Annotated in this window: 25 protein-coding genes; 12 read left to right on the top strand and 13 right to left on the bottom strand. The window is 73.3% G+C overall.

The features are described 5' to 3' along the window. Window positions 1-22: 22 nt before the first annotated feature. Genes HGA03_RS10020 through HGA03_RS10000 form a run of 5 tightly spaced genes read right to left on the bottom strand, consistent with a single transcriptional unit; the run spans window position 23 to window position 4,896 of the window. A complete protein-coding gene (locus tag HGA03_RS10020; protein WP_168630123.1) occupies window positions 23-775 on the bottom strand; it encodes an ABC transporter ATP-binding protein in 753 nt (250 codons plus the stop codon). Then, window positions 772-1,566 (bottom strand): ATP-binding cassette domain-containing protein, encoded by a 795-nt coding sequence (locus HGA03_RS10015; RefSeq protein ID WP_168630122.1) that lies wholly within the window; start codon window positions 1,564-1,566, stop codon window positions 772-774. The genes HGA03_RS10020 and HGA03_RS10015 overlap by 4 nt, the downstream gene beginning before the upstream one ends. Further along, window positions 1,563-2,441 carry an ABC transporter permease gene (locus tag HGA03_RS10010; protein ID WP_168630121.1) on the bottom strand — a complete coding sequence of 293 codons (879 nt, stop codon included), beginning with the start codon at window positions 2,439-2,441 and terminating at the stop codon, window positions 1,563-1,565. Before HGA03_RS10010 ends, HGA03_RS10015 begins: the two co-directional genes overlap by 4 nt. Continuing rightward, complete coding sequence (locus HGA03_RS10005; protein WP_168630120.1) at window positions 2,441-3,394, bottom strand: ABC transporter permease; 954 nt, start codon at window positions 3,392-3,394, stop codon at window positions 2,441-2,443. The genes HGA03_RS10010 and HGA03_RS10005 overlap by 1 nt, the downstream gene beginning before the upstream one ends. Continuing rightward, complete coding sequence (locus HGA03_RS10000) at window positions 3,391-4,896, bottom strand: ABC transporter substrate-binding protein (protein WP_168630119.1); 1,506 nt, start codon at window positions 4,894-4,896, stop codon at window positions 3,391-3,393. The genes HGA03_RS10005 and HGA03_RS10000 overlap by 4 nt, the downstream gene beginning before the upstream one ends. Window positions 4,897-5,275: 379 nt before the next feature. Between HGA03_RS10000 and HGA03_RS09995 the strand changes: the two genes are divergently transcribed. Continuing rightward, the gene (locus HGA03_RS09995) at window positions 5,276-6,217 is read left to right on the top strand and encodes a glycosyltransferase family A protein (protein WP_168630118.1); all 942 of its coding nucleotides are present in this window, start codon (window positions 5,276-5,278) and stop codon (window positions 6,215-6,217) included. A gap of 110 nt (window positions 6,218-6,327) precedes the next feature. Here HGA03_RS09995 and HGA03_RS18455 read toward each other — a convergent pair whose 3' ends face one another. Then, window positions 6,328-7,083 carry a DUF2599 domain-containing protein gene (locus HGA03_RS18455; RefSeq protein ID WP_203767035.1) on the bottom strand — a complete coding sequence of 252 codons (756 nt, stop codon included), beginning with the start codon at window positions 7,081-7,083 and terminating at the stop codon, window positions 6,328-6,330. 117 nt (window positions 7,084-7,200) lie between these two features. On the opposite strand from HGA03_RS18455, the gene purL reads away from it, so the two are divergent. The 3 genes from purL (at window position 7,201) to HGA03_RS09975 (ending at window position 11,479) form a co-directional block, all read left to right on the top strand. Then, complete coding sequence (gene purL, locus HGA03_RS09985) at window positions 7,201-9,564, top strand: phosphoribosylformylglycinamidine synthase subunit PurL (RefSeq protein WP_168630117.1); 2,364 nt, start codon at window positions 7,201-7,203, stop codon at window positions 9,562-9,564. Window positions 9,565-9,738: 174 nt separating this feature from the next. Then, on the top strand, window positions 9,739-11,076 hold the full coding sequence (gene gdhA / locus HGA03_RS09980; protein ID WP_203767058.1) for an NADP-specific glutamate dehydrogenase: 1,338 nt from the start codon (window positions 9,739-9,741) through the stop codon (window positions 11,074-11,076). A 31-nt stretch (window positions 11,077-11,107) separates the two neighbouring features. Then, the gene (locus tag HGA03_RS09975) at window positions 11,108-11,479 is read left to right on the top strand and encodes a sterol carrier family protein (protein WP_168630115.1); all 372 of its coding nucleotides are present in this window, start codon (window positions 11,108-11,110) and stop codon (window positions 11,477-11,479) included. 1 nt (window position 11,480) lies between these two features. On the opposite strand, the gene HGA03_RS18890 is transcribed toward HGA03_RS09975, so the two are convergent. Next, window positions 11,481-12,128, bottom strand: a complete 648-nt coding sequence (locus HGA03_RS18890) for an IMPACT family protein (RefSeq protein ID WP_203767037.1) — start codon at window positions 12,126-12,128, stop codon at window positions 11,481-11,483. Window positions 12,129-12,185: 57 nt separating this feature from the next. Here HGA03_RS18890 and HGA03_RS18885 point away from each other — a divergent pair, with 57 nt between their 5' ends. From HGA03_RS18885 to purM, 3 genes are read left to right on the top strand one after another with little or no spacing between them, the layout of a single operon-like run. Continuing rightward, a complete protein-coding gene (locus tag HGA03_RS18885) occupies window positions 12,186-12,533 on the top strand; it encodes a histidine kinase (RefSeq protein WP_203767039.1) in 348 nt (115 codons plus the stop codon). 31 nt (window positions 12,534-12,564) lie between these two features. Further along, window positions 12,565-14,109, top strand: a complete 1,545-nt coding sequence (gene purF / locus HGA03_RS09965) for an amidophosphoribosyltransferase (protein WP_168630113.1) — start codon at window positions 12,565-12,567, stop codon at window positions 14,107-14,109. Continuing rightward, complete coding sequence (gene purM / locus HGA03_RS09960; protein ID WP_168630112.1) at window positions 14,106-15,215, top strand: phosphoribosylformylglycinamidine cyclo-ligase; 1,110 nt, start codon at window positions 14,106-14,108, stop codon at window positions 15,213-15,215. The genes purF and purM overlap by 4 nt, the downstream gene beginning before the upstream one ends. A gap of 98 nt (window positions 15,216-15,313) precedes the next feature. Here purM and HGA03_RS09955 read toward each other — a convergent pair whose 3' ends face one another. Then, window positions 15,314-15,499, bottom strand: a complete 186-nt coding sequence (locus HGA03_RS09955; RefSeq protein ID WP_168630111.1) for a DUF3073 domain-containing protein — start codon at window positions 15,497-15,499, stop codon at window positions 15,314-15,316. Window positions 15,500-15,995: 496 nt separating this feature from the next. On the opposite strand from HGA03_RS09955, the gene HGA03_RS09950 reads away from it, so the two are divergent. Next, window positions 15,996-16,202 (top strand): BldC family transcriptional regulator, encoded by a 207-nt coding sequence (locus tag HGA03_RS09950; protein ID WP_168630110.1) that lies wholly within the window; start codon window positions 15,996-15,998, stop codon window positions 16,200-16,202. 65 nt (window positions 16,203-16,267) lie between these two features. Beyond that, window positions 16,268-16,795 (top strand): methylated-DNA--[protein]-cysteine S-methyltransferase, encoded by a 528-nt coding sequence (locus HGA03_RS09945; protein WP_168630109.1) that lies wholly within the window; start codon window positions 16,268-16,270, stop codon window positions 16,793-16,795. Here HGA03_RS09945 and HGA03_RS09940 read toward each other — a convergent pair. Further along, a complete protein-coding gene (locus tag HGA03_RS09940) occupies window positions 16,782-17,060 on the bottom strand; it encodes a DUF3618 domain-containing protein (protein ID WP_168630108.1) in 279 nt (92 codons plus the stop codon). The genes HGA03_RS09945 and HGA03_RS09940 overlap by 14 nt on opposite strands. Then, window positions 17,057-17,503, bottom strand: coding sequence for a phage holin family protein (locus HGA03_RS09935; RefSeq protein WP_168630107.1), 447 nt, complete (start codon window positions 17,501-17,503; stop codon window positions 17,057-17,059). The genes HGA03_RS09940 and HGA03_RS09935 overlap by 4 nt, the downstream gene beginning before the upstream one ends. A gap of 102 nt (window positions 17,504-17,605) precedes the next feature. Here HGA03_RS09935 and HGA03_RS09930 point away from each other — a divergent pair, with 102 nt between their 5' ends. From HGA03_RS09930 to HGA03_RS09920, 3 genes are all read left to right on the top strand, one after another. Next, window positions 17,606-18,040: a fluoride efflux transporter FluC gene (locus tag HGA03_RS09930; RefSeq protein ID WP_168630106.1), complete on the top strand. Its 435-nt coding sequence runs from the start codon at window positions 17,606-17,608 to the stop codon at window positions 18,038-18,040. Then, a complete protein-coding gene (gene crcB, locus HGA03_RS09925; protein ID WP_168630105.1) occupies window positions 18,037-18,420 on the top strand; it encodes a fluoride efflux transporter CrcB in 384 nt (127 codons plus the stop codon). Before HGA03_RS09930 ends, crcB begins: the two co-directional genes overlap by 4 nt. Before the next feature lie 176 nt (window positions 18,421-18,596). Continuing rightward, entirely contained in the window at window positions 18,597-20,888 is a 2,292-nt protein-coding gene (locus HGA03_RS09920; RefSeq protein ID WP_168630104.1) for a SpoIIE family protein phosphatase, read from the top strand. 692 nt (window positions 20,889-21,580) lie between these two features. Here HGA03_RS09920 and HGA03_RS09915 read toward each other — a convergent pair. The 3 genes from HGA03_RS09915 to HGA03_RS09905 all read right to left on the bottom strand — a co-directional run bounded on the left by HGA03_RS09915 (window position 21,581) and on the right by HGA03_RS09905 (window position 24,773). Beyond that, window positions 21,581-22,207 carry an FMN reductase gene (locus tag HGA03_RS09915; protein WP_168630103.1) on the bottom strand — a complete coding sequence of 209 codons (627 nt, stop codon included), beginning with the start codon at window positions 22,205-22,207 and terminating at the stop codon, window positions 21,581-21,583. A gap of 14 nt (window positions 22,208-22,221) precedes the next feature. Beyond that, window positions 22,222-23,397: an LLM class flavin-dependent oxidoreductase gene (locus HGA03_RS09910; protein ID WP_168630102.1), complete on the bottom strand. Its 1,176-nt coding sequence runs from the start codon at window positions 23,395-23,397 to the stop codon at window positions 22,222-22,224. Between the two features lie 68 nt (window positions 23,398-23,465). Further along, entirely contained in the window at window positions 23,466-24,773 is a 1,308-nt protein-coding gene (locus tag HGA03_RS09905) for an APC family permease (RefSeq protein WP_168630101.1), read from the bottom strand. Window positions 24,774-24,808 lie beyond the last annotated feature (35 nt).

The raw sequence follows: 24,808 nt of genomic DNA, 5'->3' as shown, positions 1-24,808 counted from the left end.
GGCCGCACCGACGCCCGGGTGACTATCCGAGTCGGGGCACCGCCGCCAGCAGTCGCCGGGTGTAGGCCTGTGCGGGCTGCGCGAGGACCTGGGCGGTGCCGCCCTGTTCGACCACCCGGCCGTGGTGCAGCACCACGGTCTGCTCGCACAGCCGGCCGACGATGCCGATGTCGTGACTGACCAGCACCAGGGTGAGGCCCTGGTCGATCCGGAGCTGGTCCAGCAGCCCGACCACCTGGGCCCGGACCGACACGTCCAGGGCGCTGACCGGCTCGTCGGCGATCAGCACGCTGGGGGAGGGGGCCAGTGCCCGGGCGATCGCAATCCGCTGCCGCTGCCCGCCGGAGAACTGGGCCGGGTACCGCCCGGCGACCTCCGGGTCGAGGCCGACCGCGAGCAGCACCTCCGCGACCCGGGCCCGGTGGTCGCCGGGGACCCGGAGCGAACGCAGGGGTTCGGCGACCGCGGCCCCGACCGACATCCGGGGGTCGAGGGAGGAGCGCGGGTCCTGGAACACCACCTGCACGTCCTGGCGCAGTCGGCGCAGCAGCCCGCGGTCGCGGCGGTTCAGGGTCTCGCCGCGGAACCGGACGGTGCCGGAGGTCGGCGAGTCCAGGCCGAGCAGCAGCCGGAGCAGGGTGGACTTGCCGGAGCCGGACTCGCCGACGATGCCGACCGAGCCCCCGGCGTGCACCGCCAGGTCGACGCCGTCCAGGGCGCGGGTGCTGCCGAACACGCGGGTGACCTGCTCGGCGGCCAGCACGGGCGTGGTCATCGTTCCTCCATCGGCGGCAGCTGCCCGGCGCGGGCGGCGGCGACCAGTTCGCGGGTGTAGGGGTGCTCGGCACCGGCCAGCGCGTCGGCGACCGGGCCGAGTTCGACCACCCGGCCGTCGCGCATCACCGCCAGGTCGCGGGCGACCCGGGCCACCACCGGCAGATCGTGCGAGACGAAGACCAGGCCGACGCCGGTGCGGTCCACCAGGTCGTCCAGCAGGTCCAGGATCTCGGCCTGCACCGTGACGTCCAGCGCGGTGGTCGGCTCGTCGGCGATCAGGATCCGCGGCTCGCAGGCCAGGGCCATCGCCAGGGCGACCCGTTGCCGCTGCCCGCCGGACAGTTGCCACGGGTAGGAGCCGAGGATGCGCTCGGTGTCGTCCAGCCGGACCAGTCCGGCCAGCCGGGCGGCCTCGGCCCGGGCGGCGGTTCCGCGCAGTCCGCGGTGCAGGCGCAGCGGGCCGGTGATCTGGCGGCCGACGGTCATCAGCGGGTCGAGGGCGGTCAGCGGCTCCTGGAAGACCATCGCGATCTGGCCGCCCCGGATCGAGCGCAGCCGCCGTTCGGGCAGGGTGAGCAGGTCGGTGCCGTCCAGCAGCACCCGGCCGGTGGCGGTCATCCCGTCCGGCAGCAGGCCGAGGATCGCGGCGGCGGTCAGCGACTTGCCGGAGCCGGACTCGCCGACCACGCCCAGCCGCCCACCGGGGGCCAGGGACCAGGACACCCGGTCCAGCAGGGTGCGGCCGGTGGAGGTGGTGACGGTCAGGCCGTCCAGGGTGAGCAGGCTCATCGGTCCCCCCGCAGGCTCGGGTCGGTGCGCTCGCGGATCCCGTCGCCGAGCAGGTTCAGGCCGAGCACCGTGATCACGATCGCCAGGCCGGGCAGGATCGCGCCCCAGGGCTGGACGGTCATCGTGGACTGCGCCTCGTGCAGCAACCGGCCCCAGGAGGCGTTCGGCGGCGGGGCGCCCAGGCCGAGGTAGGACAGTGAGGCCTCGGCCAGCACCGCGGAGCCGCCGAGCAGCATCAGCTGCACCAGCAGGGTGGGGGCGATGTTCGGGATCACGTGCCGGGTGATGGTGCCCCACCAGCCGGTGCCGGCGGCGTGCGCGGCGGTGATGTAGTCCTCGCGCAGCACCCGGGCGACATTCACCCGGGTCACCCGTGCGATCACCGCCGAGCCCGCGATGCCGATCGCCCAGATCGCCGAGGACAGCGAGGCGCCGCGCACGGTCACGATCAGCATGGCCAGCAGCAGGGTGGGGAAGGCGATCAGCAGGTCGACCGCGGACAGCAGTGTGACGTCCACCCACTTGCGGGTGGCGCCGGCCAGCACACCGATCAGCATGCCCAGCACCCCGGCGACCAGCATCGACGCGGCGGCGACCACCAGGGCGTTGCCGGCGCCGACCATGATCTGGCTGAACAGGTCGCGGCCGAGCCGGTCGGTGCCCGCCCAGTGCGCGGCGCTGGGCCCGCCGAGGCGTTCGCCGGAACCGGTGTCGTCCAGCGCGTACGGGGTCCAGACCAGGGAGACCAGTCCGACCACGGCGACCAGCCCGACCAGCACCAGACCGGCGATCAGGGAGGGCGACCAGCGGCGGGGCCGGCGGCGGACGGTCGCCGGGGCGTCGGTGTCGACCGGGGCGGTGAGGTCGACGCTCATCAGGCCACCCCCGCCAGTCGCAGCCGGGGATCGATGACCCGCTGCACCACGTCCACCAGGGCGTTCATCACCAGCACCACCGCGGTCAGGGCCAGCACCAGGGTCTGCACCACCGGCAGGTCGCGGCCGGTGACCGAGGTGAGCAGCAGCGTGCCCAGGCCGGGCAGCGCGAAGACGTTCTCGATCACGACCGCGCCGAGCAGCGAGGTGGCCAGCTCGATCCCGAGGATGGACACCACCGGCACCGCGGCGTTGCGCAGCCCGTGCCGCCGCAGCGCCTGCCAGCGGGAGTAGCCGAGCGAGCGGGCGGTGCGCAGGTAGTCCTGGTCCAGCACGTCCAGGGTGGCCGAGCGCACGTAGCGCACCATCACCGCGGACATCGCGATCGCGACCGTGATCACCGGCAGGGTGAGCGACCGGATCGCGCCGGCCGGGTCGTCCCAGCCCTGGCGCGGGAACCCGCCGGAGGGCAGCCAGCCGAGCTTCAGTGCGAAGACCAGCACCAGCAGCACACCGACCCAGAACACCGGGACGGCGACGCCGAGCTGGCTGACCGCGGAGACCGCGACCCCGACCGGCCCGCGGCGGTACACCGCGGCGATCACCCCGAGCGGCACCGAGATCAGCACGGCCAGCACGAAGGCGGCCAGGCTGAGCGGCACCGTGATCGGGAGTTTGGCGGCGACCAGGTCCGCGACGGGCTGGCGGGACGTGAACGAGTCCCCCAGATCGCCGCGGACCAGGTCGCCCACCCACTGGGCGTACTGCACCGGCACCGGCTGATCGGTGCCCAGCTCGCTGCGCAACGACTCCAACTGGTCGGTGGTGGTGCCGACCCCGAGCGAGGCGCCCGCCGCGTCGCCCGGCAGCAGCCGGAGCACCGCGAAGACCACCACGCTGGCCAGCACCAGCGAGACCAGCAGGGCGCCGATCCGGAGCAGTACCGCCCTCATGACCGCGTGATGTCCGCGACGTAGAACGACTCGGTCACCTGGTTCTCCGGGAAGCCGGTGATCTCCGCGCGCGCCACCCGGATCTGCGGGTCGAGGTACAGCCAGGCGGACGCCGCCTCCTCGCCGATGGTCTCGTTCACCCGGGTCAGCAGCTCGACCTGCTCGTCCTCGGTCGCCGCCTGGTCGGCCTGGGCCACCCACTCCTGCACCTCGGGGTTGTCGTAGCCCCAGTAGAAGTCGGGGTTGGCGTACCAGAGCACGTCACGCGGGTTGACGTGGCCCATCAGCGTGGTGTCGAAGTCGTGGTCGGTGTACACCTTCTGGTACCAGGTGGCGTCGTCGATCGGGTTCGGGGTCAGGGTGACGCCGACCGCGGCCAGGTTCTTGGTCAGCAGCGCCAGGATCGCCTCGGTGGTGTCGTCCGGGATGTAGTCCACCGACACGGTCAGGTCGCTGACCCCGGCCTCGGCCAGCAGCGCCTGGGCACCGGCCGGGTCGTAGGCGTTCTGCTCGGACAGGTCGACGTACCAGGGGTCGGTCGGCGGGACCATCGAGCCGATCACCTGGCCGTAGCCGTCCCACACCGCCGACAGGATCGCCTCGCGGTCGATCGCCCGGTACAGCGCCTGCCGGACCCGGACGTCGTCGAAGGGCGCCTGCCGGTCGTTGAACGCCCAGAGCTGCTTGGTGGTGCTGGTGCCCTCGGTGATCGTGAAGTCCGGGTTGTCCCGGAACTGCACCAGCTGGTCCGGCGAGTCCTCGGCGATGACCAGGTCCAGGTCGCCGGTGAGCAGGGCGTTGTTCAGCGCCGTGGTGTCCTGGAAGAACCGGAACGTCACACCGGAGTTCTTGGCCGGCTCGCCCCAGTAGTCGTCATTGCGCTCGATGGTGAGGTGGTCGCCCTGCACCCACTCGACGAACCGGTAGGGGCCGGTGCCGTTGTCGGCGGTCAGCTCGGTGTCGCCGTCCTGCACGATGGTGATCGAGGCCAGGTAGAACGTCAGGCCCTGCGACGGGCGGGACAGGTCCAGCTCGACGGTGTCGTCGTCCACCGCGGTGACCTGCTCGATGGTCTGCAGGTCACTCTTGCGGGCGGCCTTGGAGTCCGGGCCGATCGCCTCGGTGATCGACCACACCACGTCGTCCGCGGTCAGGTCGGTGCCGTCGTGGAAGGCGGCCTCGGTCTGCAGGTGGAAGGTGTAGGTCAGCCCGTCCTCGGACACGTCCCAGGACTCGGCGAGGGTGGGGATCACCTGCCCGTCGACGTCCACGCTGGTCAGGCCCTCGTAGACGTTCCGGGTCATGGTCTGGGAGATGCCGGAGGATCCGCCGACGTTGCGGACCAGGCCGGTGGGCTCGTTGGTGGAACCGATCACGATCTCGGCGTCGTCGGCCGAGTCGGTGGCCCCGGAGCCGGAACCGCCCGAACCGCAGGCGGCCAGGGCGAGGGCCGTGACCAGAGTGAGGGAGGCGCCGAGACCGGCGCGGTGACGGAGTCGCACGTGCGGGATTCCTTTGCGGAGTGCCCAGGACAGGCTGAGCAGGAGGGATGCGCCGTCCGTCGAGCGTACGGGTGGGCCGGGAACGGCGCGCAGGGGGAGGGGGTGCGGGGTGACCGCGGGTGGGTCCTCGCCGCGGCCCGTGCCGTGGGCGGTCGGGGCGCTCGCGGGGACGGCGCCGGGTGCGTCAGGTCAGCGACAACAGCACGCGGCGGTCGACAGGGGTCGACAGCAGCGGGTGCGGGGGGTGTCGGTGAGGTGGCGCATGGTGGTCATGACACTAGCAGCGCGCGAATTGTTCCCCGATCACGGCGACTCGGCCATCCGGGTGCTTTCGGATGATCTGCCGCTTTCAGTGTGATTTGTCCGGTAGACACGGGGCATGGGTGCACTGGTGACGGTCGTGGTGCCGACCTACAACGGGTCGCGGCATCTGCGGCCGACCCTGGACTCGCTGGCCGCCCAGGACCACCCCGACCTGGAAGTGCTGGTGGTCGACGACGGGTCCACCGACGGCAGCGACGACCTGGCCGAGGCACACCCGGCGGTGTCCCGGGTGGTCCGGCAACCGAACCGTGGCGTGGCCGTCGCCCGGAATCGCGGGCTGGCCGAGGCGGCCGGGCAGTGGGTGGGCTTCCTGGACCAGGACGACCTGTGGCACCGCAGCCGGCTGAGCACCCTGCTCGCGCTGGCCGAGGACACCGGCTCCCCGGCGGTGGCCGGCACCGAGCGCGCGTTCGCGCTGCACCAGGACCGGGCCGCCCTGCACGCGCTCGCCGACGGCCGGGAGGACTGGGCGGACCACTGGATCGACGCCGGCGCCGAACCCGAGCTGGTCGACACCCGGACGCTGGACGGCTCGGGCCGGGTCGAACACCTGGACTTCGACCGGATCCGCCGCGGCCCGGTCACCGTCACCACCGCCGTGCTCTACGACCGGACCCTGGCGATCAGCGCCGGCGGCTGCGCACCGCACGCCCGGGCGCTGGACGACTACGTGCTGCTGCACTCGGTGGCCCGGCTGATCGGCAGCATCCCCCGGGTGGACAGCGGCGACCTGTTCTACCGGGTGCACCCGGAGTCGACCACCACGGTCTCCCCGCTGGCCGGGCCGTACCTGTCCACCCTGGCGGCGCTGCGGCTGGGCCGCACCGGGCCGGACACCCAGGTCGAGTCCGAGTACGTCGACCACCTGTTGTTCGCCCTGCCCCGCAGCCCGCTGCGCACCGCCGACCAGCTCGCCCTGCTGCTGCTCACCGTCCCACCGCGCCGCCGCGCCCGGTGGCTGATGCGCTGGACCGCCCGCCGGGCGCACCTGCGCTGACCGGCCCGTCCCCGTCTCGCCGAGAGTGCACGAATGCACGCCTCCCGGCCCGGGAAGCGTGCATTCGTGCACTCTCGAGGAGGAAGCGGGGCCGTGGGGAGCGTCGGCGGTCAGGACGGGTTGCAGCGGGCCAGCATGGTCTGGACCAGGCCGACGTCCGGGCGCCACGGTTCTAGGTTCCAGCTCTCCTTGTCCGGGGCGCCGACCTGGTGGCAGGTCAGCTGGTCGTGCATGCCCTGGCTGTCCGCCTCCGGCTGTGCGGCCACCAGCTGGGCCCAGAGCAGCGCGTCCACCACCAGTCCGCCGCCGCGCGCCCAGGTGCTCGGCACCACCGCCAGCGACCGGCCACCCTCGTCGTCCAGGTCCGCCCAGGTCGCCGAGCGCACCGCGACCGTGGCCAGGGTCAGCCGGACGGTCGCCGGTGGCACGGTCGCCCGGAACCCGATCAGGCCGTCCGGCGCCACGGTCGCCTGCGCCCCGTCCGCGTCGATCCCGGCCGCCGCCAGCCCCGCGGGGTCCCGCAGCAGCACCCCGCCGTCGGACAGTGCCTCGGCGGTCCAGCCCTCCGGGGCGGCCAGCAGCACCAGATCCTCGCCGGAGTCGGTGGACAGCTCCAGCGTGGTCGCACCGTCCTCGTCACTGGTCTGCCCCGGCACCGCACCGTCGGTCACCCGGTACTGCACGGTCAGGCCGCCGACGGTCAGCGCGGTGCCGGTGCCGCGCAGCTCCGCCGCCGTGACGTCCTGCGCGGCGGCCGTGGTCGCCGGGGCGGTCGGCTCGGCGGTGGGGGCCGGATCGTCCGGGGCGGCGGTGCAGGCGGTGAGGATCAGCAGCCCGGCGAACAGGGCGAGGGCGAGGCGGGTCATGATGCGGACGACTGTAGGCCCCGCCCGCGCCGCCCGTGCCGGTGTCGATCCGCGGGTAGCCTGTGCCCCGACGCCGTCCCGCCCCGGGCCGCCCGGGCACCATCCGCAAGGGATCCGATGACCACGTCCACCACCGACACCACGGACACCGTCGAGCACGCGGCGCAGACGCCGGACCAGGAGCAGCCCTTCGCGGAGCTGGGGCTCAAGCCGGAGGAGTACAAGCGGATCCGGGACATCCTGGGCCGCCGCCCCACCGCCGCCGAGCTGGCGATGTACTCGGTGATGTGGTCGGAGCACTGCTCGTACAAGTCCAGCAAGAAGCACCTGAGCACCTTCGGGGCGAAGACCACCGACGCGATGCGCGAGCACCTGCTGGTCGGGATCGGGGAGAACGCCGGTGTGGTGGACATCGGTGACGGCTGGGCGGTCACGTTCAAGGTCGAGTCGCACAACCACCCGTCCTACGTCGAGCCGTACCAGGGTGCGGCCACCGGGGTCGGCGGGATCGTGCGGGACATCATCTCGATGGGCGCCCGGCCGGTGGCGGTGATGGACCAGCTGCGGTTCGGCGCGATCGACCACCCGGACACCGCCCGCGTGGTGCACGGCGTGGTCTCCGGGGTCGGCGGGTACGGCAACAGCCTCGGCCTGCCGAACATCGGCGGCGAGCTGGTCTTCGACGCCTCCTACCAGGGCAACCCGCTGGTGAACGCGCTGTGCCTGGGCGTGCTCCGGCACGAGGACATCCACCTGGCCAACGCCTCCGGGGTCGGCAACAAGGTGGTGCTGTTCGGGGCGCGGACCGGCGGTGACGGGATCGGCGGGGCGTCGATCCTGGCGTCGGAGACCTTCGACGACACCAAGCCGTCCAAGCGGCCCAGCGTGCAGGTCGGCGACCCCTTCATGGAGAAGGTGCTGATCGAGTGCTGCCTGGAGCTGTTCGCCGCCCACGTGGTGGAGGGCATCCAGGACCTGGGCGCCGCCGGGATCTCCTGCGCGACCAGTGAGCTGGCCTCCAACGGTGACGGCGGCATGCACGTCGACCTGGAGAACGTGCTGCTGCGCGACCCGACGCTGACCGCGGGCGAGATCCTGATGTCCGAGTCCCAGGAGCGGATGATGGCCGTGGTCCGCCCGGACCAGCTGGACGCCTTCCTGGCGATCACCGCCAAGTGGGACGTCGAGACCGCGGTGATCGGCGAGGTCACCGGCACCGGGCGGCTGACCATCGACCACCACGGCCGCCGGATCGTGGACGTCGACCCGAAGACCGTCGCGCACGAGGGCCCGGTGTACGACCGGCCGTACTCGGTGCCGACCTGGCAGGGCGGCCTGAACGCGGACACCACCGCGGGGCTGGCCCGGCCGGCCACCGGTGCGGAGCTGCGCCGGACCGTGCTGGACCTGCTGGCCTCGCCCAACCTGGCATCCAAGGCGTGGGTCACCGACCAGTACGACCGGTTCGTGCAGGGCAACACCGCCGCCGCGCAGCCGGACGACGCCGGGGTGATCCGGGTGGACGAGTCCACCGGCCTGGGTGTCGCCCTGGCCACCGACGCGAACGGCCGCTACGCCAAGCTCGACCCGTACACCGGGGCGCAGCTGGCGCTCGCGGAGGCGTACCGGAACGTGGCGACCTCCGGCGCCCGGCCGCTGGCGGTCACCGACTGCCTGAACTTCGGCAGCCCGGAGGACCCGGCGTCGATGTGGCAGCTGGTCCGGGCGATCGAGGGTCTGGCGGAGGCCTGCCAGGCGCTGTCCGTGCCGGTGACCGGCGGCAACGTCTCGCTGTACAACGGCACCGGCGAGCCCGGCAAGATCGACTCCGCGATCCACCCGACCCCGGTGGTCGGCGTGCTCGGCGTGCTGGACGACGTGGCCAAGGCGGTCCGCTCCGGCTGGACCGAGCCCGGGCAGTCGGTCTACCTGCTGGGCGTCACCCGCGCCGAGCTGGACGGCTCCGCCTGGGCCGAGGTCGCGCACCAGCACCTCGGTGGCGTGCCGCCGCAGGTGGACCTGGACGCCGAGCGCCGGCTGGCCGAGGTGCTGATCCGGGCCGCCCGGGACGGGGTGGCCGACGCGGCGCACGACCTGTCCGAGGGCGGTCTGGCCCAGGCGCTGGTCGAGTCCAGCCTGCGCTACGGCGTCGGCGTGCAGGTCGATCTCGGGCCGCTGGCCGAGCGCAGCGGGCTGACCCCGTTCGAGCTGCTGTTCTCCGAGTCGACCGCCCGCGCCCTGGTCGCGGTGCCGCGCGGCGAGGAGGTCCGGCTGGAGGACCTGTGCACCGCGCAGGGCGTGCCGGTGCTCAAGATCGGGGAGACCGCCGAGACCTGCACCCCGGGTGCCGGTGCGCCGGTGGACGAGCTGCCCGCCGACCACGTGCACGCCGCCGCGGTGGAGGTGCAGGGGCTGTTCACCCTGCCGCTGTCCGAGGCCCGGGAGGCATTCGAGGGGACGCTGCCGCGCTACTTCGGCTGAGCGGGTGTCCCGCCGGTTGAGACGCCGGCGCATGCCATTCGGGCATTGGGTGCACGATGGCAGTCCGCACAGCACGACCTTGTGGTCATCGGCCGCCCGCAGGTCCCATCGAGAGGCGCTCGCCCGCCCCTACCCTGTGCCGCAGCCTGTCACCGACCACGAGGAGTCATGACCGTGCATCCCCGCCTCACCGCCGTGTTCGAGGAAGTCCTGCGCCGGAACCCCGGTGAGACGGAGTTCCACCAGGCCGTGCGAGAGGTGGTGGACAGCCTCGGCCCGGTGATCGACGCCCGCCCGGAGTACGCGGACGCCGCCGTGCTGGAGCGGCTGTGCGAGCCGGAACGGCAGATCATCTTCCGGGTGCCGTGGGTGGACGACTCCGGGGTGATCCGGGTCAACCGCGGCTTCCGGGTGGAGTACTCCTCGGTGCTCGGGCCGTACAAGGGCGGGCTGCGGTTCCACCCGTCGGTCTACCTCGGGATCGTGAAGTTCCTCGGCTTCGAGCAGGTGTTCAAGAACGCGCTGACCGGCATGCCGCTCGGCGGTGGCAAGGGCGGGTCCGACTTCGACCCGCGCGGGCGTTCCGACGCCGAGGTGATGCGGTTCTGCCAGTCGTTCATGACCGAGCTGGCCCGGCACATCGGCGAGTACACCGACGTGCCGGCCGGTGACATCGGTGTGGGCACCCGGGAGATCGGCTACCTGTTCGGCCAGTACAAGCGGATCACCAACCGCTACGAGTCCGGCGCGCTGACCGGCAAGGGCGTGGAGTGGGGCGGGTCGCTGGTCCGCACCGAGGCCACCGGCTACGGCACCGTGCTGTTCGCCGAGGAGATGCTGCACACCCGCGACCGGTCGATGGCCGGCCTGCGCGTGGTGGTCTCCGGCTCCGGGAACGTCGCGCTGCACGCGGTGGAGAAGGCCCAGCAGCTCGGTGCGCACGTGGTCGCCTGCTCGGACTCGCACGGTGCCGTGCTGGACGAGGACGGCCTGGACCTGGATCTGCTCAAGCAGGTGCGGCTGGCCGAGCGGCTGCCGGTGCGTGCCTACGCCGAGCGCCGCCCGAACGCCCGCTACTCCCCGGACGCCCGGGTGTGGGACGTGCCGGCCGAGGTCGCGCTGCCCTGTGCCACCCAGAACGAGCTCACCGCCGCCGACGCCAAGTCGCTGATCGCCGCCGGTGTGCTGGCGGTCGCCGAGGGCGCGAACATGCCCACCACCCCGGACGCCGTCGAGCTGTTCCAGAACGAGCGGGTGCTGTTCGCCCCGGGCAAGGCCGCCAACGCCGGCGGTGTGGCCACCTCCGCGCTGGAGATGCAGCAGAACGCCAGCCGGGACGCCTGGACCTTCGACTACACCGAGCAGCGGCTGGCCGACATCATGCGCGGCATCCACGACCGCTGCGCCGCCACCGCGGAGGAGTTCGGCGCGCCGGGCGACTACGTGGTCGGGGCCAACATCGCCGGGTTCACCCGGGTCGCCGACGCGATGCTCGCCCTGGGCGTGATCTGACCCCGGTCGCGGCGACGGGGACAATGGCCTCATGCCACCCCGTCGTCGCACCGACCCCGCCGTGGGCCGCGCCGCCGTCACCACCTGGCGCGACCACCCGGAGGACCTGACCGCCCGCCGCACCGCCGTCCGGTTCACCCTGGAGGAGCTCGCCGACGTCGCCCCGGGCCACACCGTGGAGGTCCGGGTGCCGCCGGACGGTGCAGTGCAGGCCGTCGAGGGGCCCCGGCACACCCGCGGCACCCCGCCGAATGTGGTCGAGACCGATCCGCAGACCTGGCTGGAGCTGGCCACCGGCGCGCTGGACTGGGCGGATGCGGTGGCCGACGGGCGGGTGTCCGCCTCGGGGGAGCGGGCGGACATCTCCGCGCTGCTGCCGTTGCAGGCGACTCGGCGGCGCTGAGTCAGGCCCGGCTGAGCACCACGGTCTCGCCCCGGATCGCCCGCAGCGCCCCCGCCGACGCGGCCGCCAGCACCGCGTCCAGGTCGTCCAGCCCGGCGGGTGGCACCACCAGGGTGAACACCGCGTGCTCGCCGCCGTAGTCCACCTCCCGCACCTCGGCGTCGTGACCGTCGGCCCAGGCGGCCAGCACCCCGTGCAACCGGCCGGCCTCGGTGTGCGGCACCGGGATCGTGACCACCGTGGCGGGCAGCCGGCGCAGCAGCCTCGCCCGGTCCAGGGTCTCGGAGACCGCGGTGGAGTACGCCCGGACCAGGCCGCCGGCACCGAGCTTCACGCCACCGAAGTACCGGGTGACCACCGCGACCAGGTCGGTCAGTTCCCGGCGGCGCAGCACCTCCAGCATCGGGATGCCCGCGGTGCCGGAGGGTTCGCCGTCGTCGTTGGAGCGCTGCTGGTCGGCGGTCAGGCCGACGGTCAGGGCCACGCAGTGGTGCCGGGCGTCCCAGAACTGCTTGCGGCGGGCGGCGACCACGGCGTCGGCCTCGGCCACGGTGGACACCGGCTCGATCCGGGTCAGGAACCGGGACTTCTTCTCCACCAGCTCGTGCTCCACCGGGGCGGCGACGGTGGCGGGGTAGGCGGAGATCACACCCCCGAGGGTAGGGCCGGGCCGGTGGCACCCGGTCGCAGCGCCTAGGATCGCCGGGTGGTCGACGGGACGCAGGACGAGGGCGAGCTGCCCACCGAGCAGGAGCTCGAGCGGGTGGCGGCGGACGCGACCGTGCGCCGTGCGCCGAAGTTCCGGGCCTTCATCACCGCCGGGGCGTTCCTCGGGCTGGTGATCGGCGTGGTGCTGGCCCTGGTGTTCGCCAGGGCGGACTCCGGGCAGCTGGCCGCGGAGCAGGGGCAGGCCTTCATCAGCGCCTTCGAGGGCGAGGGCGCGATCCGGTTCCTGTCCGCCGCCGCGGGTGCGGTGCTCGGCGGGCTGCTGGGCGCGGCCGCCGCGGTCTGGGCCGACCGGCGCAGTGTCCGCCGGAGCCACCGCCCGGACTGAACCCGCAGTGCGGTGTGTCACCATAGGACTTGTGGCCCCCCGCGGAGACGGACTCCTCAACCACGACCTGATGCCGGGTGAGAAGGGACCTCAGGACGCTTGTGGCGTCTTCGGGGTCTGGGCACCCGGTGAAGAGGTCGCCAAACTCGCCTACTTCGGGCTCTACGCCCTGCAGCACCGCGGACAGGAGTCCGCGGGCATCGCCACCTCCAACGGTGAGCAGCTGCTGGTCTACAAGGACATGGGGCTGGTGTCCCAGGTCTTCGACGAGACCGCGCTGAACGCGCTGCACGGGCACATCGCCGTCGGGCACGCGCGGTACTCCACCACCGGTGGCTCCACCTGGGAGAACGCGCAGCCGACGCTCGGTCCGACCGCCGGTGGGACGGTCGCCCTGGCGCACAACGGCAACCTGACCAACACCGCCGAGCTGGTCGACCTGGTCGCCGAGCGCTACGGCAACCAGCGCCGCGGCGAGCTGGCCCGGGGCAACACCACCGACACCGCACTGATCACCGCGCTGTTCGCCGGGGACCCGGACCGGACGCTGGAGGTGACCGCCGCCGAGGTGCTGCCCCGGCTGCGCGGCGCGTTCAGCCTGGTCTGGATGGACGAGCACACCCTGTACGCCGCCCGGGATCCGCAGGGCGTCCGGCCGCTGGTGCTGGGCCGCCTGGAGCGCGGCTGGGTGGTCGCCTCGGAGACCCCGGCGCTGGACATCGTCGGCGCCTCCTTCGTCCGGGAGATCGAGCCGGGCGAACTGATCGCGATCGACGCCGACGGGCTGCGCAGCCGGCGGTTCACCGAGCGGCAGCAGCCGGCCGGCTGTGTGTTCGAGTACGTGTACCTGGCCCGGCCGGACACCTCGATCTCCGGTCGTTCGGTGCATGCCGCCCGGGTGGAGATGGGCCGCCGGCTGGCCAAGGAGCACCCGGTGGACGCCGATCTGGTGATCCCGGTGCCCGAGTCCGGCACCCCGGCGGCGGTCGGCTACGCCCAGGCCAGTGGGATCCCGTTCGGCCAGGGGCTGACCAAGAACGCCTACGTCGGCCGGACGTTCATCCAGCCGTCGCAGACCCTGCGCCAGCTCGGCATCCGGCTCAAGCTCAACCCGCTGCGCGAGGTGATCCGCGGCAAGCGGCTGGTGGTGGTCGACGACTCGATCGTGCGCGGCAACACCCAGCGCGCCCTGATCCGGATGCTCCGGGAGGCCGGGGCCGCAGAGGTGCACGTCCGGATCAGCTCGCCGCCGGTGAAGTGGCCCTGCTTCTACGGCATCGACTTCGCCTCCCGCGCCGAGCTGATCGCCAACGGCCTGTCGGTGGACGACATCGGCGCGTCGCTCGGGGCGGACTCGCTGGGCTACATCTCGATGGAGGGCATGATCGCCGCCACCGAGCAGCCGGCGAACCAGCTCTGCACCGCCTGCTTCACCGGCAAGTACCCGATCGAGTTGCCGCCCTCGGACCGGCTGGGCAAGCACCTGCTGGAGCAGAGCGAGCTGCCGCTGGGCCCGGACGGGCTGTCCGCCATCGTCCCCTCGACCGGCGGATCGACCGCCCTGGAGCACCCGTGAACACCAGTCCCGTGACCTACGCCGCCGCCGGGGTCGACACCGAGGCGGGCGACAAGGCCGTCGAGCTGATGAAGGACGCCGTGCGCGCCACCCACGGGCCGCAGGTGGTCGGCGGGGTCGGCGGCTTCGCCGGGCTGTTCGACGTCTCCGAGCTGACCCGGTACCGGCGGCCGCTGCTGGCCACCTCCACCGATGGCGTGGGCACCAAGGTCGCGATCGCGCAGGCGATGGACGTGCACGACACCATCGGCTTCGACCTGGTCGGGATGGTGGTCGACGACATCGTCGTGGTCGGCGCCCGCCCGCTGTTCATGACCGACTACATCGCCTGCGGCAAGGTCGTGCCGGAGCGGATCGCGGATGTGGTGCGCGGGATCGCCGCCGCCTGCCAGGTCGCCGGCACCGCCCTGGTCGGCGGGGAGACCGCCGAGCACCCCGGGCTGCTGGGCCCGGAGGAGTACGACGTGGCCGGCGCCGCCACCGGCGTGGTGGAGGCCGACGAACTACTCGGTCCGGACCGGGTGCGGGCCGGTGACGTGCTGCTGGCGCTGGGCTCGTCCGGGCTGCACTCCAACGGCTACTCGCTGGTGCGCCGGGTGATCGAGGTCGCCGGCTGGTCGCTGGACCGGGAGGTGCCGGAGTTCGGCCGCACGCTGGGCGCCGAGCTGCTGGAGCCGACCCGGGTGTACGCGGCCGACTGCCTGGAGCTGATCGCCGCCGGTGGGGTGCACGCCTTCAGCCACATCACCGGTGGCGGGCTGGCCGCAAATGTCGCGCGGGTGCTGCCCGCCGGGCTGGTGGCCGACATCGACCGCGCCGGCTGGCAGCTGCCGCCGGTGTTCTCCGTGCTGCAGCAGCTGGGCCAGGTGCCGTGGCACGACCTGGAGCGCACCCTCAACCTGGGGGTCGGGATGGTCGCGATCGTGGACGCGGACCGGGCGGACGCCCTGCGGGCCCGGGCCGAGCACCTGGGCCTGGCCGCGTGGACGCTCGGCGCGGTGCGGGACCTGGATCCGGCGCGGGACACCGAGAGCCCGGACCTGGTGGCCGGGACCAAGGGTGTGCACGGCGGAGCGGTGCGGCTGCGGAACGGCTACCGCGTCTGAGCTGCCGGGCCTACTCGGGGCCGAGCGCTGACCGGGACACACCGCGCCCGCGGCGGGGAATGACCTCCGCCGCGGGCGACCGTGTCAGTCCGGCGAGGTCAGCGCTCGTCCGCCCAGCGGGAGTAGTCGTCCTCGTCGTCGGAGTCCTGTCGGCTGTCCGTGACCAGGTTGCTCCGGGTTTCCGTGAGCTCGCGCTCGAGGACCCGGTAGTCCGGCTCAGGGCTGAAGTACTTCAGCTCCCGAGCCACCTTGGTCTGCTTAGCCTTCTGACGGCCGCGCCCCATGGCACCGACCCCCTCAACGTGGAAGCGGGGCGGCTCCGTGCTCACACGTGCGGCCCCGGGATGCTGGAATATCTGTTCGATTGGCAACGGTACATGCCCGGTCGGCGATCCGGCCACTCGCCGGTCGGCCGAATCACGACGGAAGGCCGCTACCTGCCACGAAACCGGGGCCTGCAGGGGTCGAATCCGGTGAGGTTGCTCACATCGCCGGGGGTGGGGAGCCGTGCGCGGTGCGGCGGCGACACGTCCGGGACCGGCGTGACCTGCCCGCCGAGCCGATCCGGCCGATACGACCTATCCTGTCCGCATTAGTGATGGTTGTCCGGGATGGGATGTTGGTCCCACTTCGGGGCCTTCCGGCATGACAGGCTGGGTGCGTTCCGGGGGGCCACGCAGAGGAACACGCAACGCGACGCCGACGGTCCGTCAGGGCCGTGGGCGCCCAGTACACGGGGTTGTCAGCCGCACCGGCACCCCCCATGCCACGGAGGTATCGATGTCCGCTCCCCACACCGAGAACGAGGTGCTCCTGACGCCCTCGGAGGTGGCCACGTTGTTCCGCGTCGACCCGAAGACGGTCACGCGCTGGGCGAAGGCGGGCAAGCTGTCGTCCATCCGCACCCTCGGCGGGCACCGCCGGTACCGCGAGACCGAGGTGCGCGAGCTGCTCGGCGGCATCCCCGATCAGCGCGAGGACGGCTGACCCGACAGCGCCACGCTGTCCGAAAACCGCCAGCGCCCCATGGCTGGCGGGGCGAGGATGGGGTCATGACGACCTCCACCGCCCCGCTGTCCGCGCTGGTGCTGCCCACGCCCGCCGGCCCGTTGGCCGTGCTGCTCACCCCGGAGGACGGCGTGGTGCGCGCCGCCGGCTTCGCACCGGTGGCGGACATGACCGCCCGGCTGGACGCACGGCTCCGCACCCGAGGGGTGCAGCAGGTCGCCGCGACCGGCCCGATCGCCGACGCCGTGGCGCGCTACGCCGCGGGCGACCTGGACGCGCTGGCCGAGGTGCCGGTGTCCCAGCCCGGCGGCCCGTTCACCCAGCGCGCCTGGCAGGTCATGCGCGAGATCGCCCCGGGCGAGACCCTGACCTACGCCGAACTGGCCCAGGCAGCAGGCAGCCCCACCGCCGTCCGGGCGGCGGGGTCGGCCTGCGCGCGCAACCTGATCGCCCCGTTCGTGCCCTGCCACCGGGTGCTGCGCACCGGCGGGGCGATGGGCGGGTACTACTACGGGCTGGACGTGAAGCGAGCACTGCTCGCCCACGAGTCCGGGCTGCTCAGCGCCGCTTGATCGCCAGCACCACCAGGCCGGCCACCGCGGCCACGCCGCCTGCCAGGATCGCCCGCGCCCGGTTGCGGTTCGCCGGGTCGGCGGCCGGATCGGTGCCCACCGCGTCCCGGACCAGCCGGGTGGCGGACTCCTTCGCCTCGGCGACCTGGGTGCGCGGATCGAGCTTCGCGGCCAGCGCATCGGCGGTCGCCGCCAGGTCGGCACGCGAGCGCGCGACCTCGGCCTCGTAGTCCGCCACGGTCAGCTTCGGGGCGTTGTCGCTCATCGCTGGAACCCTTCCTTCACGGCGGTGGAGACCGCGTCCGCGTCCTGCTTCACGCCCTCGATCGCCTTCTCCGGGGTCGGCGGGACGCCCTGCTTGAGCTTCTTGACCCCGATCAGGGCGAGCACGCCGATCACCAGCAGCATCGCCACCAGCACGACCAGGGCCGCCAGCCAGGCCGGCCAGACCACGGCCAGGGCGAGGATCACCACGGTGATCGCCACCCCGAAGGCGAAGAACCCGAGGAACCCGGCTGCGGCCAGCAGGCCGATCCCGATCCCGGCGGCCTTGGCCTTCTCGGTCAGCTCGGCCTTGGCCAGATCGATCTCGGCCCGGACCAGCCGCGCGGTCTGCTCGGACATCTGGCTGACCAGGTGACCCAGCGACGGCTGAGCCGGCGGATCGGTGACGGGGGAGGGTCCGGACGGGCCCGATGCGAACGTCATGCCTTCTCCTTCGTCGGTGTGCCGGATCCCAGTCTGTCCCGTTCCGGCGCGCGGCGCAGGTCAGGGTGCTGGTCAGCCTAGCCACGGTGCGACGATGGGGAAGTGACCCCGGTCCCGGACAGCCGCCCCGCACACCACCACCCCCTGTTGCTCGCGTTGGTCGCGGCCACCGGGGCCCTGGGCGCGCTCAGCCGAGCGCTGATCGGCGTCGCGTTGCCGCCGGCCCACGGCTGGCCGGTCAGCACGCTGATCGCGAACCTGACCGGGGCGCTGGCGCTCGGCGTCGTACTGGAGGCGTGCGCGCGCTTCGGGCCCTGGCACCGTACGGCGCTGCGGGTCCGGATCGCGGTGGGCACCGGGTTCCTGGGCGGGTACACCACCTTCAGTGCGCTGGCGCTGGAGACCGAGCGGCTGCTGGCCGCCGGCGCGATCGGGCAGGCCACCGGCTATGTGCTCGGCACGATGGCCGGTGGGGTGCTGTTGGCCTGGGCCGGGATCGGGATCGGCCGGCGGCTGTCGATCGGGGTGCGCGGATGAGCCCGGCCCTGGCGGTGCTGCTGGCGCTGGCCGGCGGAGTGGGCGCCGCGTGCCGGTTCTGGCTGGACGGGGAGATCCGCCGGCGGTGGCGCACCGTGCTCCCGGTGGCGACCATCGCGATCAACGTGTCGGGGTCGCTGCTGATCGGCCTGATCGCCGGGGCGCACCTGTACCTGGGGCTGGGATCCGGCTGGCAGACGGTGCTGGCCACCGGGTTCTGCGGCGGCTACACCACGTTCTCCACCGCTGCGGTGGAGACGGTCCGGCTGGCCGAGGAGCGCGAGCGGGTCCGGGCGGTGCTGAACGCCCTGGGCACGGTGGTGCTCACCGTCGCCGCGGCGGCCGCCGGACTCGGGCTGATGGCGCTGATCGGGAACTGATCGGGCGCGGACCGGGCGCTGCCCGGGCGCTGGGCCGGCGTGCTGGACAGCGGGCGGGCCGCGTGAAACCGTGCACCCCGGACCGCTCGAGACCGTGGCGGCCCCGGCGTCGACCGTGAGTGGGCGTCCCTCGTACAACCCCGGCGATCCCGGGGCGGAAAGGCGGTACCGCCGCCATGACCGACGCGCTCGACCGGACCTGGTTCGTCGCACCCGACGTCCCGATCGACCTGGACAACTGCGCCCGCGAGCCCATCCACATCCCCGGCTCGGTCCAGCCGCGCGGACTGCTGCTGGTGGTCCACGAGGCAGACGGCCGGATCCGCCAGGCCTCCGAGAACGTCCGCGAGCTGCTCGGCCGCCCGGTCGACCAGGTGATCGGGCACACCCTGACCGAGGTGCTGGGCACCGCGGCCGATGCCACCGTGCGCGACCAACTCGACGACGTGCCCGACACCCGGGTCCGCAACCCCGGGCTGGTCCGGGTCGACGTCGGCGGCCGCCCGGTCGACATGGACGTGGTGGTGCACCGCCCGCCGGGCGAGGCCGGGGTGTTCGTGCTGGAGCTCGAACCCGCCGACGGGGTGCGACCGCTGACCTACGGCACCACCTACGAGGGCGTCCGGGACGCGATCGCCGAGCTCAACCGCGGCACCACGCTGTCCGGGCTCTACGACCTGGCCGCCCGGCACGTGCGCCGGCTGACCGGCTTCGACCGGGTGATGGTCTACCGCTTCGACGCCGACTACAACGGCGAGGTGGTCGCCGAGGCCAAGCGCGGGGACCTGGAACCGTTCCTCGGCCTGCACTACCCGGCCTCCGACATCCCGCCGCAGGCCCGCGCGCTGTACGAGAAGTCCTGGATCCGGTTGATCTCCGACGTCGACTACGTCCCGGTCCCGGTGGTCCCCGCACTGCCCGAGCCGCTCGACCTGACCTACGCCAGCCTGCGCTCGGTGTCGCCGATCCACTGCGAGTACCTGCGGAACATGGGCGTGCGGGCCTCGATGTCGATCTCCCTGCTCCGGGACGGGAAGCTCTGGGGCATGATCGCCTGCCACCACTACGCCGGGCCGCACGCGCCGTCCTACGGGGTGCGGGCCGCGGCGGAGTTCCTGGGCGTGGCACTGTCCCTGCGGCTGATCGCCCAGGTCGACCAGGATGCCCTCGACGCGTCCCGGGCCTCGTCGGTGATCCTGGCCCGGCTGGTCGCCGCCTCCCGCGACGAGGAACGCCCGCTGGCCGACGCGCTCACCGCCGACGACGCGCTGCTCGACCTGGTGCCCGCCGACGGGGTGCTGGTCTGCGCCGACGGCGAGCTCGCCGGACGCGGCCGGGTGCCCGCGGAGCCGGACCGGCTGGTCGCCTGGGCCGCCGAGACCGCCGCGGGAGCGTCCAGCGCCGGTGCCGGGCTGATCCCCGGTGGACCGGCCGGCCCCGAGGGTGGCCAGGTCGCCGGCCTGCTGGTGCTCGACGAGCTGCCCGCGGACGCCCCGCACACCCCCGGGGTCGCCGGGCTGCTCGCGCTCGCACTGCCGGACGGCGGCGCGGTCGTCTGGCTCCGCGACGAGGTGGTGCGCACCGTCGACTGGGGCGGCGACCCCACCGGCAAGGAGCTGGTCCAGGACGGCGACCGGTTCCGGCTCAGCCCGCGCCGCTCCTTCGAGCTGTGGCGCGAGCAGGTCGGCGGGCGCTCGATGCCCTGGGAGGACGCCGAGGTCAGCGCCGCCGAGGACCTGCGCGGACACCTGGTCGAGGCACTGTTCCGCCGCGGCCGGCGCGAGGTCCGGGCCGCCCAGGCGGTCCAGCGTGCCCTGCTGCCCGCACGGATGCCCGCCCTCGACGGCTGGCAGGTGGCCGCGCACTACCGGCCCGCCGACGGTGCCCGGGTCGGCGGCGACTGGTTCGACGTGCTGCGGCTGCAGGACGGCCGGATGGCGGTGGCGGTCGGCGACGTCACCGGCCACGGGCTGGCCGCCGTGGGCGCGATGGGTCAGTTCCGCAACGCCATGCGCGCCTACATGCTCGACTCCGCGTCGCCGTCCCGGGTGCTGCACCGGCTGGCCGGCCTCGCCCGGTGGACCTTGCCCGGGCAGATGGCCACCCTGGTGCTGGTCGTGATCGACCCGGCGACCGGCCGCTACGACTACGCCTCCGCCGGTCACCTGCCGCCGCTGCTGATCGACTCCGGCGGCGCGCACTGGCTCCGGGTGCTCGGCTCCCCGCTGATCGGGCTGCTGGACGGCGCGCCCGCCCAGGAGTCCGGCGTCCTGGCCCCCGGCGAGCGGATGGTCCTGCTGTCCGACGGCGTGATCGAGCGCCGCGGCGAGTCGCTCCGGATCGCGATGGACCGCGCCGCCGCCGCCACCGCCGGCCTGCGCCCCGACGGCCTGGACGCGGTCGTGCGCGACCTGCGCGACCCCGACTCCGACGACGACGCGACCCTGGTGCTCATCGCCCGCGACTGACGGGCCCGGGCCGGGCCCAGCCGGGCGCCCGGCGCCGGCCCGCGACAGCGCCGGCCGGCCGGGCCCTGGTCGCGGCGTGTGCCCCGGGGCCAGCCCGCGCGGCTGTGCGTCGAGTGCGAAGAAGTTGCTGCGGTTCGGGCGATTAGGGCGGCAGTTTCTCCGCATTCGTGGGCGCGGGAGCGGGCCGGGTCGGTTCTGGACAGCGCCGAGGGCGCAGTTCGCGTTGGTCCCGGGGGTGATTTGGGCAACGGGAACTGCGCCCTCGCGCGCGGGTGGGGGCAGTGGGGCGTTCGCGAGGGCGCGCTGGGGCTGGGTTTCGGCCGGACGCGGGGCGAGGCTGCGCCTGGCCCGCGACTGACGGGCCCGGGCCCGGGCCGGGGGCACGGCGCCGGCCCGCGAGGCCCTGGTCGCTTGTGCCCCGGCGTCAGCCCACCCGCCTGCCTGACGAGTGCGAAGAAGTTGCTGCGGTTCGGGCGATTCGGGCGGCAGCTTCTCCGCGTTCGTGGGCGCGGGAGCGGGCCGAGCCAGCCCCGGGCAGCGCCGAGGGCGCAGTTCGGGTTGGTCCGGGGGTGGTCCGGGCAACGGGAACTGCGCCCTCGGTGGCCGCTGGGACCGGGGTGAGCAGTCGTGTGTGGGCTTGACGCGGCGGGGCCGCGCGGGGCGGCCCGGTGAGCCGGCCGCCCGGCCCGCGGTCAGTTGCCGCCGAGGAGGCTGGCGAAGTCGGGCGTGCCGGCGAACGGGTCGGTGGTGGTCCGGGGTGCGCGGGCGGCGACGGTGCGGGCGAGTTCCGCACCGGCGCGCTCGATCCGGGTGGGCAGCGGGCTGGGCTCGCCCGCGGTGCTGCCGGCGGCCCAGTCGTCGGTGGCGGCGAACACGCTGGTGGTGGCGACGTCGGCCCGCAGGTAGGTGAACAGCGGGCGGACCGAGTACTCCAGGGCGAGCGAGTGCCGGGGGGTGCCGCCGGTCGCACCGAGCAGGACGGGCAGCCCGGTGATCGCGTCCTTGTCCAGGATGTCGATGAAGCTCTTGAACAGCCCGGAGTACGTGGTGGTGAACAGCGGGGTGACGGCGATCAGGCCGTCCGCGCCGGTCACCGCGTCGATCACCTCGGTGAGGGCGGTGCTGGCCACCCCGCCGGTGAGCATGGCGTTGATGATGTCGTGCGCGACGTCTCGGAGTTCGATCACCTGGACCTCGGCCTCGACCCCCTGCCCGGCCAGCGCGGCGCGGGTGGACTCGGCCAGGCGGTCGGCGAGCAGGCGGGTGGAGGACGGCTGGGACAACCCGGCCGAGATGGCGACGATGCGGCGTGCGGTCATGGTGGTGATTCTCCTCAGCGGGTCACCGCGTCAGCGGCGTCCATGTCGTTCTCGGCGGTCTTGCCGGTCCAGTGGTCGGCGGCCGCGGCCTGCTGCTCGCGCACCTGTCCGGCGGCCCGGGCGGCGGCGACGCGGTCGGCGTGGCTCGGCGGGTCGGAGGGCACGTCGGCCGGGCGGTCGGACTCCATCTCCTTGCGCAGCACCGGCACGACCTCTCCGGCCAGGATGTCCATCTGCTCGAACACGGTCTTCAGCGGCAGGCCGGCGTGGTCGATCAGGAACAGCTGGCGCTGGTAGTGCCCGACCTCGTGCCGCATGGCGGCGTAGCGGTCGATCACCTGCTGCGGCGAGCCGACGGTCAGCGGGGTCTGGTCGGCGAACTCCTCCAGCGAGGGCCCGTGGCCGTAGACCGGTGCGACGTCGAAGTAGGGCCGGAACTCGTTCACCGCGTCCTGGGAGTTCTTGCGCATGAACACCTGGCCGCCGAGCCCGACGATCGCCTGGTCCGCCCGGCCGTGGCCGTAGTGCTCGAAGCGCTGGCGGTAGAACTGGACCATCTGCTTGGTGTGGCTCATCGGCCAGAAGATGTTGTTGTGGAAGAAGCCGTCGCCGTAGAACGCGGCCTGCTCGGCGATCTCGGGGGAGCGGATCGAGCCGTGCCACACGAACGGCGGGACACCGTCCAGCGGGCGGGGCGTCGAGGTGAAGCCCTGCAGTGGGGTGCGGAACTTGCCCTCCCAGTTGACGACGTCCTCGGTCCACAGCCGGCGCAGCAGCGCGTAGTTCTCGATCGCCAGCGGGATGCCCTGGCGGATGTCCTGGCCGAACCAGGGGTACACCGGGCCGGTGTTGCCGCGGCCCATCATCAGGTCCATCCGTCCGTCGGAGATCACCTGGAGCATGGCGTACTCCTCGGCCAGGCGGACCGGGTCGTTGGTGGTGATCAGCGTGGTCGCGGTGGACAGGGTGATGTGCTTGGTCCGGGCGGCCAGGTAGCCGAGCATCGTGGTGGGGGAGGACGCGACGAACGGCGGGTTGTGGTGCTCGCCGGTGGCGAAGACGTCCAGGCCGACCTCGTCCGCGTGCTCGGCGATCGCCAGGATGTTGCGGACCCGCTCGGTGTCGTCGGGGGTCCGGCCGGTGTGGGGGTCAGGGGTGATGTCGCTGACCGTGAAGACTCCGAACTGCATGGCCTACTCCTGGGATCAAAGTCGATGCGTTTGCATGTACTTGCGCTCCAACGAGGCCGGTCTAGGACTTATTCCCCAGACGGCACCGGCCGGGAGAACCGCCGGGTCACCAGGTACAGCACCAGACCCACGGCCATCAATACCCCGGCCAGTGCCCAGTGTCGCGCCTCCTGCTGGGTCAGCAGCCCGAGGCAGGTCGCCGCGGCCAGCACCGGGACCGGCGTCCACACCCGGAAGTGCGGCCGGTCCACCGGGTCCCGGCGCAGCACCAGCACCGCGACATTCGTGCTGAGGAAGACGAACAACAGGAGCAGCACCACGGTCGAGGCCAGGTCGACCAGCGAGCCGGTCGCCGCGAGCAGCATCGCGACCGCGGTGGTGACGACGATCGCCACCCACGGCGTGCGGCGGTGCGGGAGCACCCGGCCCAGGGCGGCGGGCAGCAGACCCTCGCGGGCCATCCCGTAGGCGAGCCGGCTGGCCATGATCATGGTGAGCAGCGCGCCATTGGCGACCGCGATCAGCGCGATCACCGAGAACAGCTGCAGCGGCACGCCCCCGGCCGCGCGGACCACCTCCAGCAGCGGTCCGCTCGACCCGGAGAGTGTCTCGGGGGAGACCACCGCCGGTGCGACGATGCCGACCAGGACGTAGATCACCCCGGCGGCGATCAGGGCGCCGAACAGTGCGCGCGGGTAGACCCGGCGGACGTCGGTGACCTCCTCGGCCAGGTTCGCCGAGGTCTCGAAGCCGACGAAGGAGTAGAACGCGATCAGCGCACCGCCCAGTGCGGCCATCCCCCAGGAGGTCTCCGCGGGCAGCTCGGCCAACCGGCCGAGGTCGCCCTCGCCGCGGCCCATCACGATCGCGCCGAGCACCACCACCAGCAGCAGACCGCTGACCTCGATCACGGTCATCACGACGTTCGCGCCCAGTGACTCCTTGATTCCCCGGGCGTTCAGGGCGGCGATCAGGGCCAGGAACACCAGGGCCGCGGGCACCGCCGGCACGTCCCAGAACGCGCCGAGGTAGTCCCCGGCGAACGCCAGCGACAGCCCCGCGGCGGAGGTGACCCCGGCCGCGAGCATGCAGAAGCCGACCAGGAACGACACCAGCGGGCTGCCGAAGGCGCGCTGGGCGAACACCGCCGAGCCGCCGGCCTGCGGGTACTTGGTCACCAGCTCGGCGTAGGAGGCCGCGGTGAGCAGCGCCATCAGCAGCGCGACGATCAGCGGCAGCCAGACCGCCCCGCCCGCCTCGACGGCCAGCTCGCCGACCAGGGCGTAGACGCCGGCGCCCAGGACATCGCCCAGGATGAACAGGAACAGCAGGGGGCCGGTGACGGCGCGGCGCAGGCCGGTGGTGCTCTCGGACATGTCAGGCAGTATTCGGGCGGCCCGGTGGTTCCGCA

Origin of the sequence: Cellulomonas denverensis, assembly GCF_012396125.1 — a bacterium.
Lineage (GTDB): Bacteria > Actinomycetota > Actinomycetes > Actinomycetales > Cellulomonadaceae > Cellulomonas > Cellulomonas denverensis.
The sequence above is the reverse complement of the archived record's forward strand: the minus strand, read 5'-3'. Positions and strand labels throughout refer to the sequence as shown.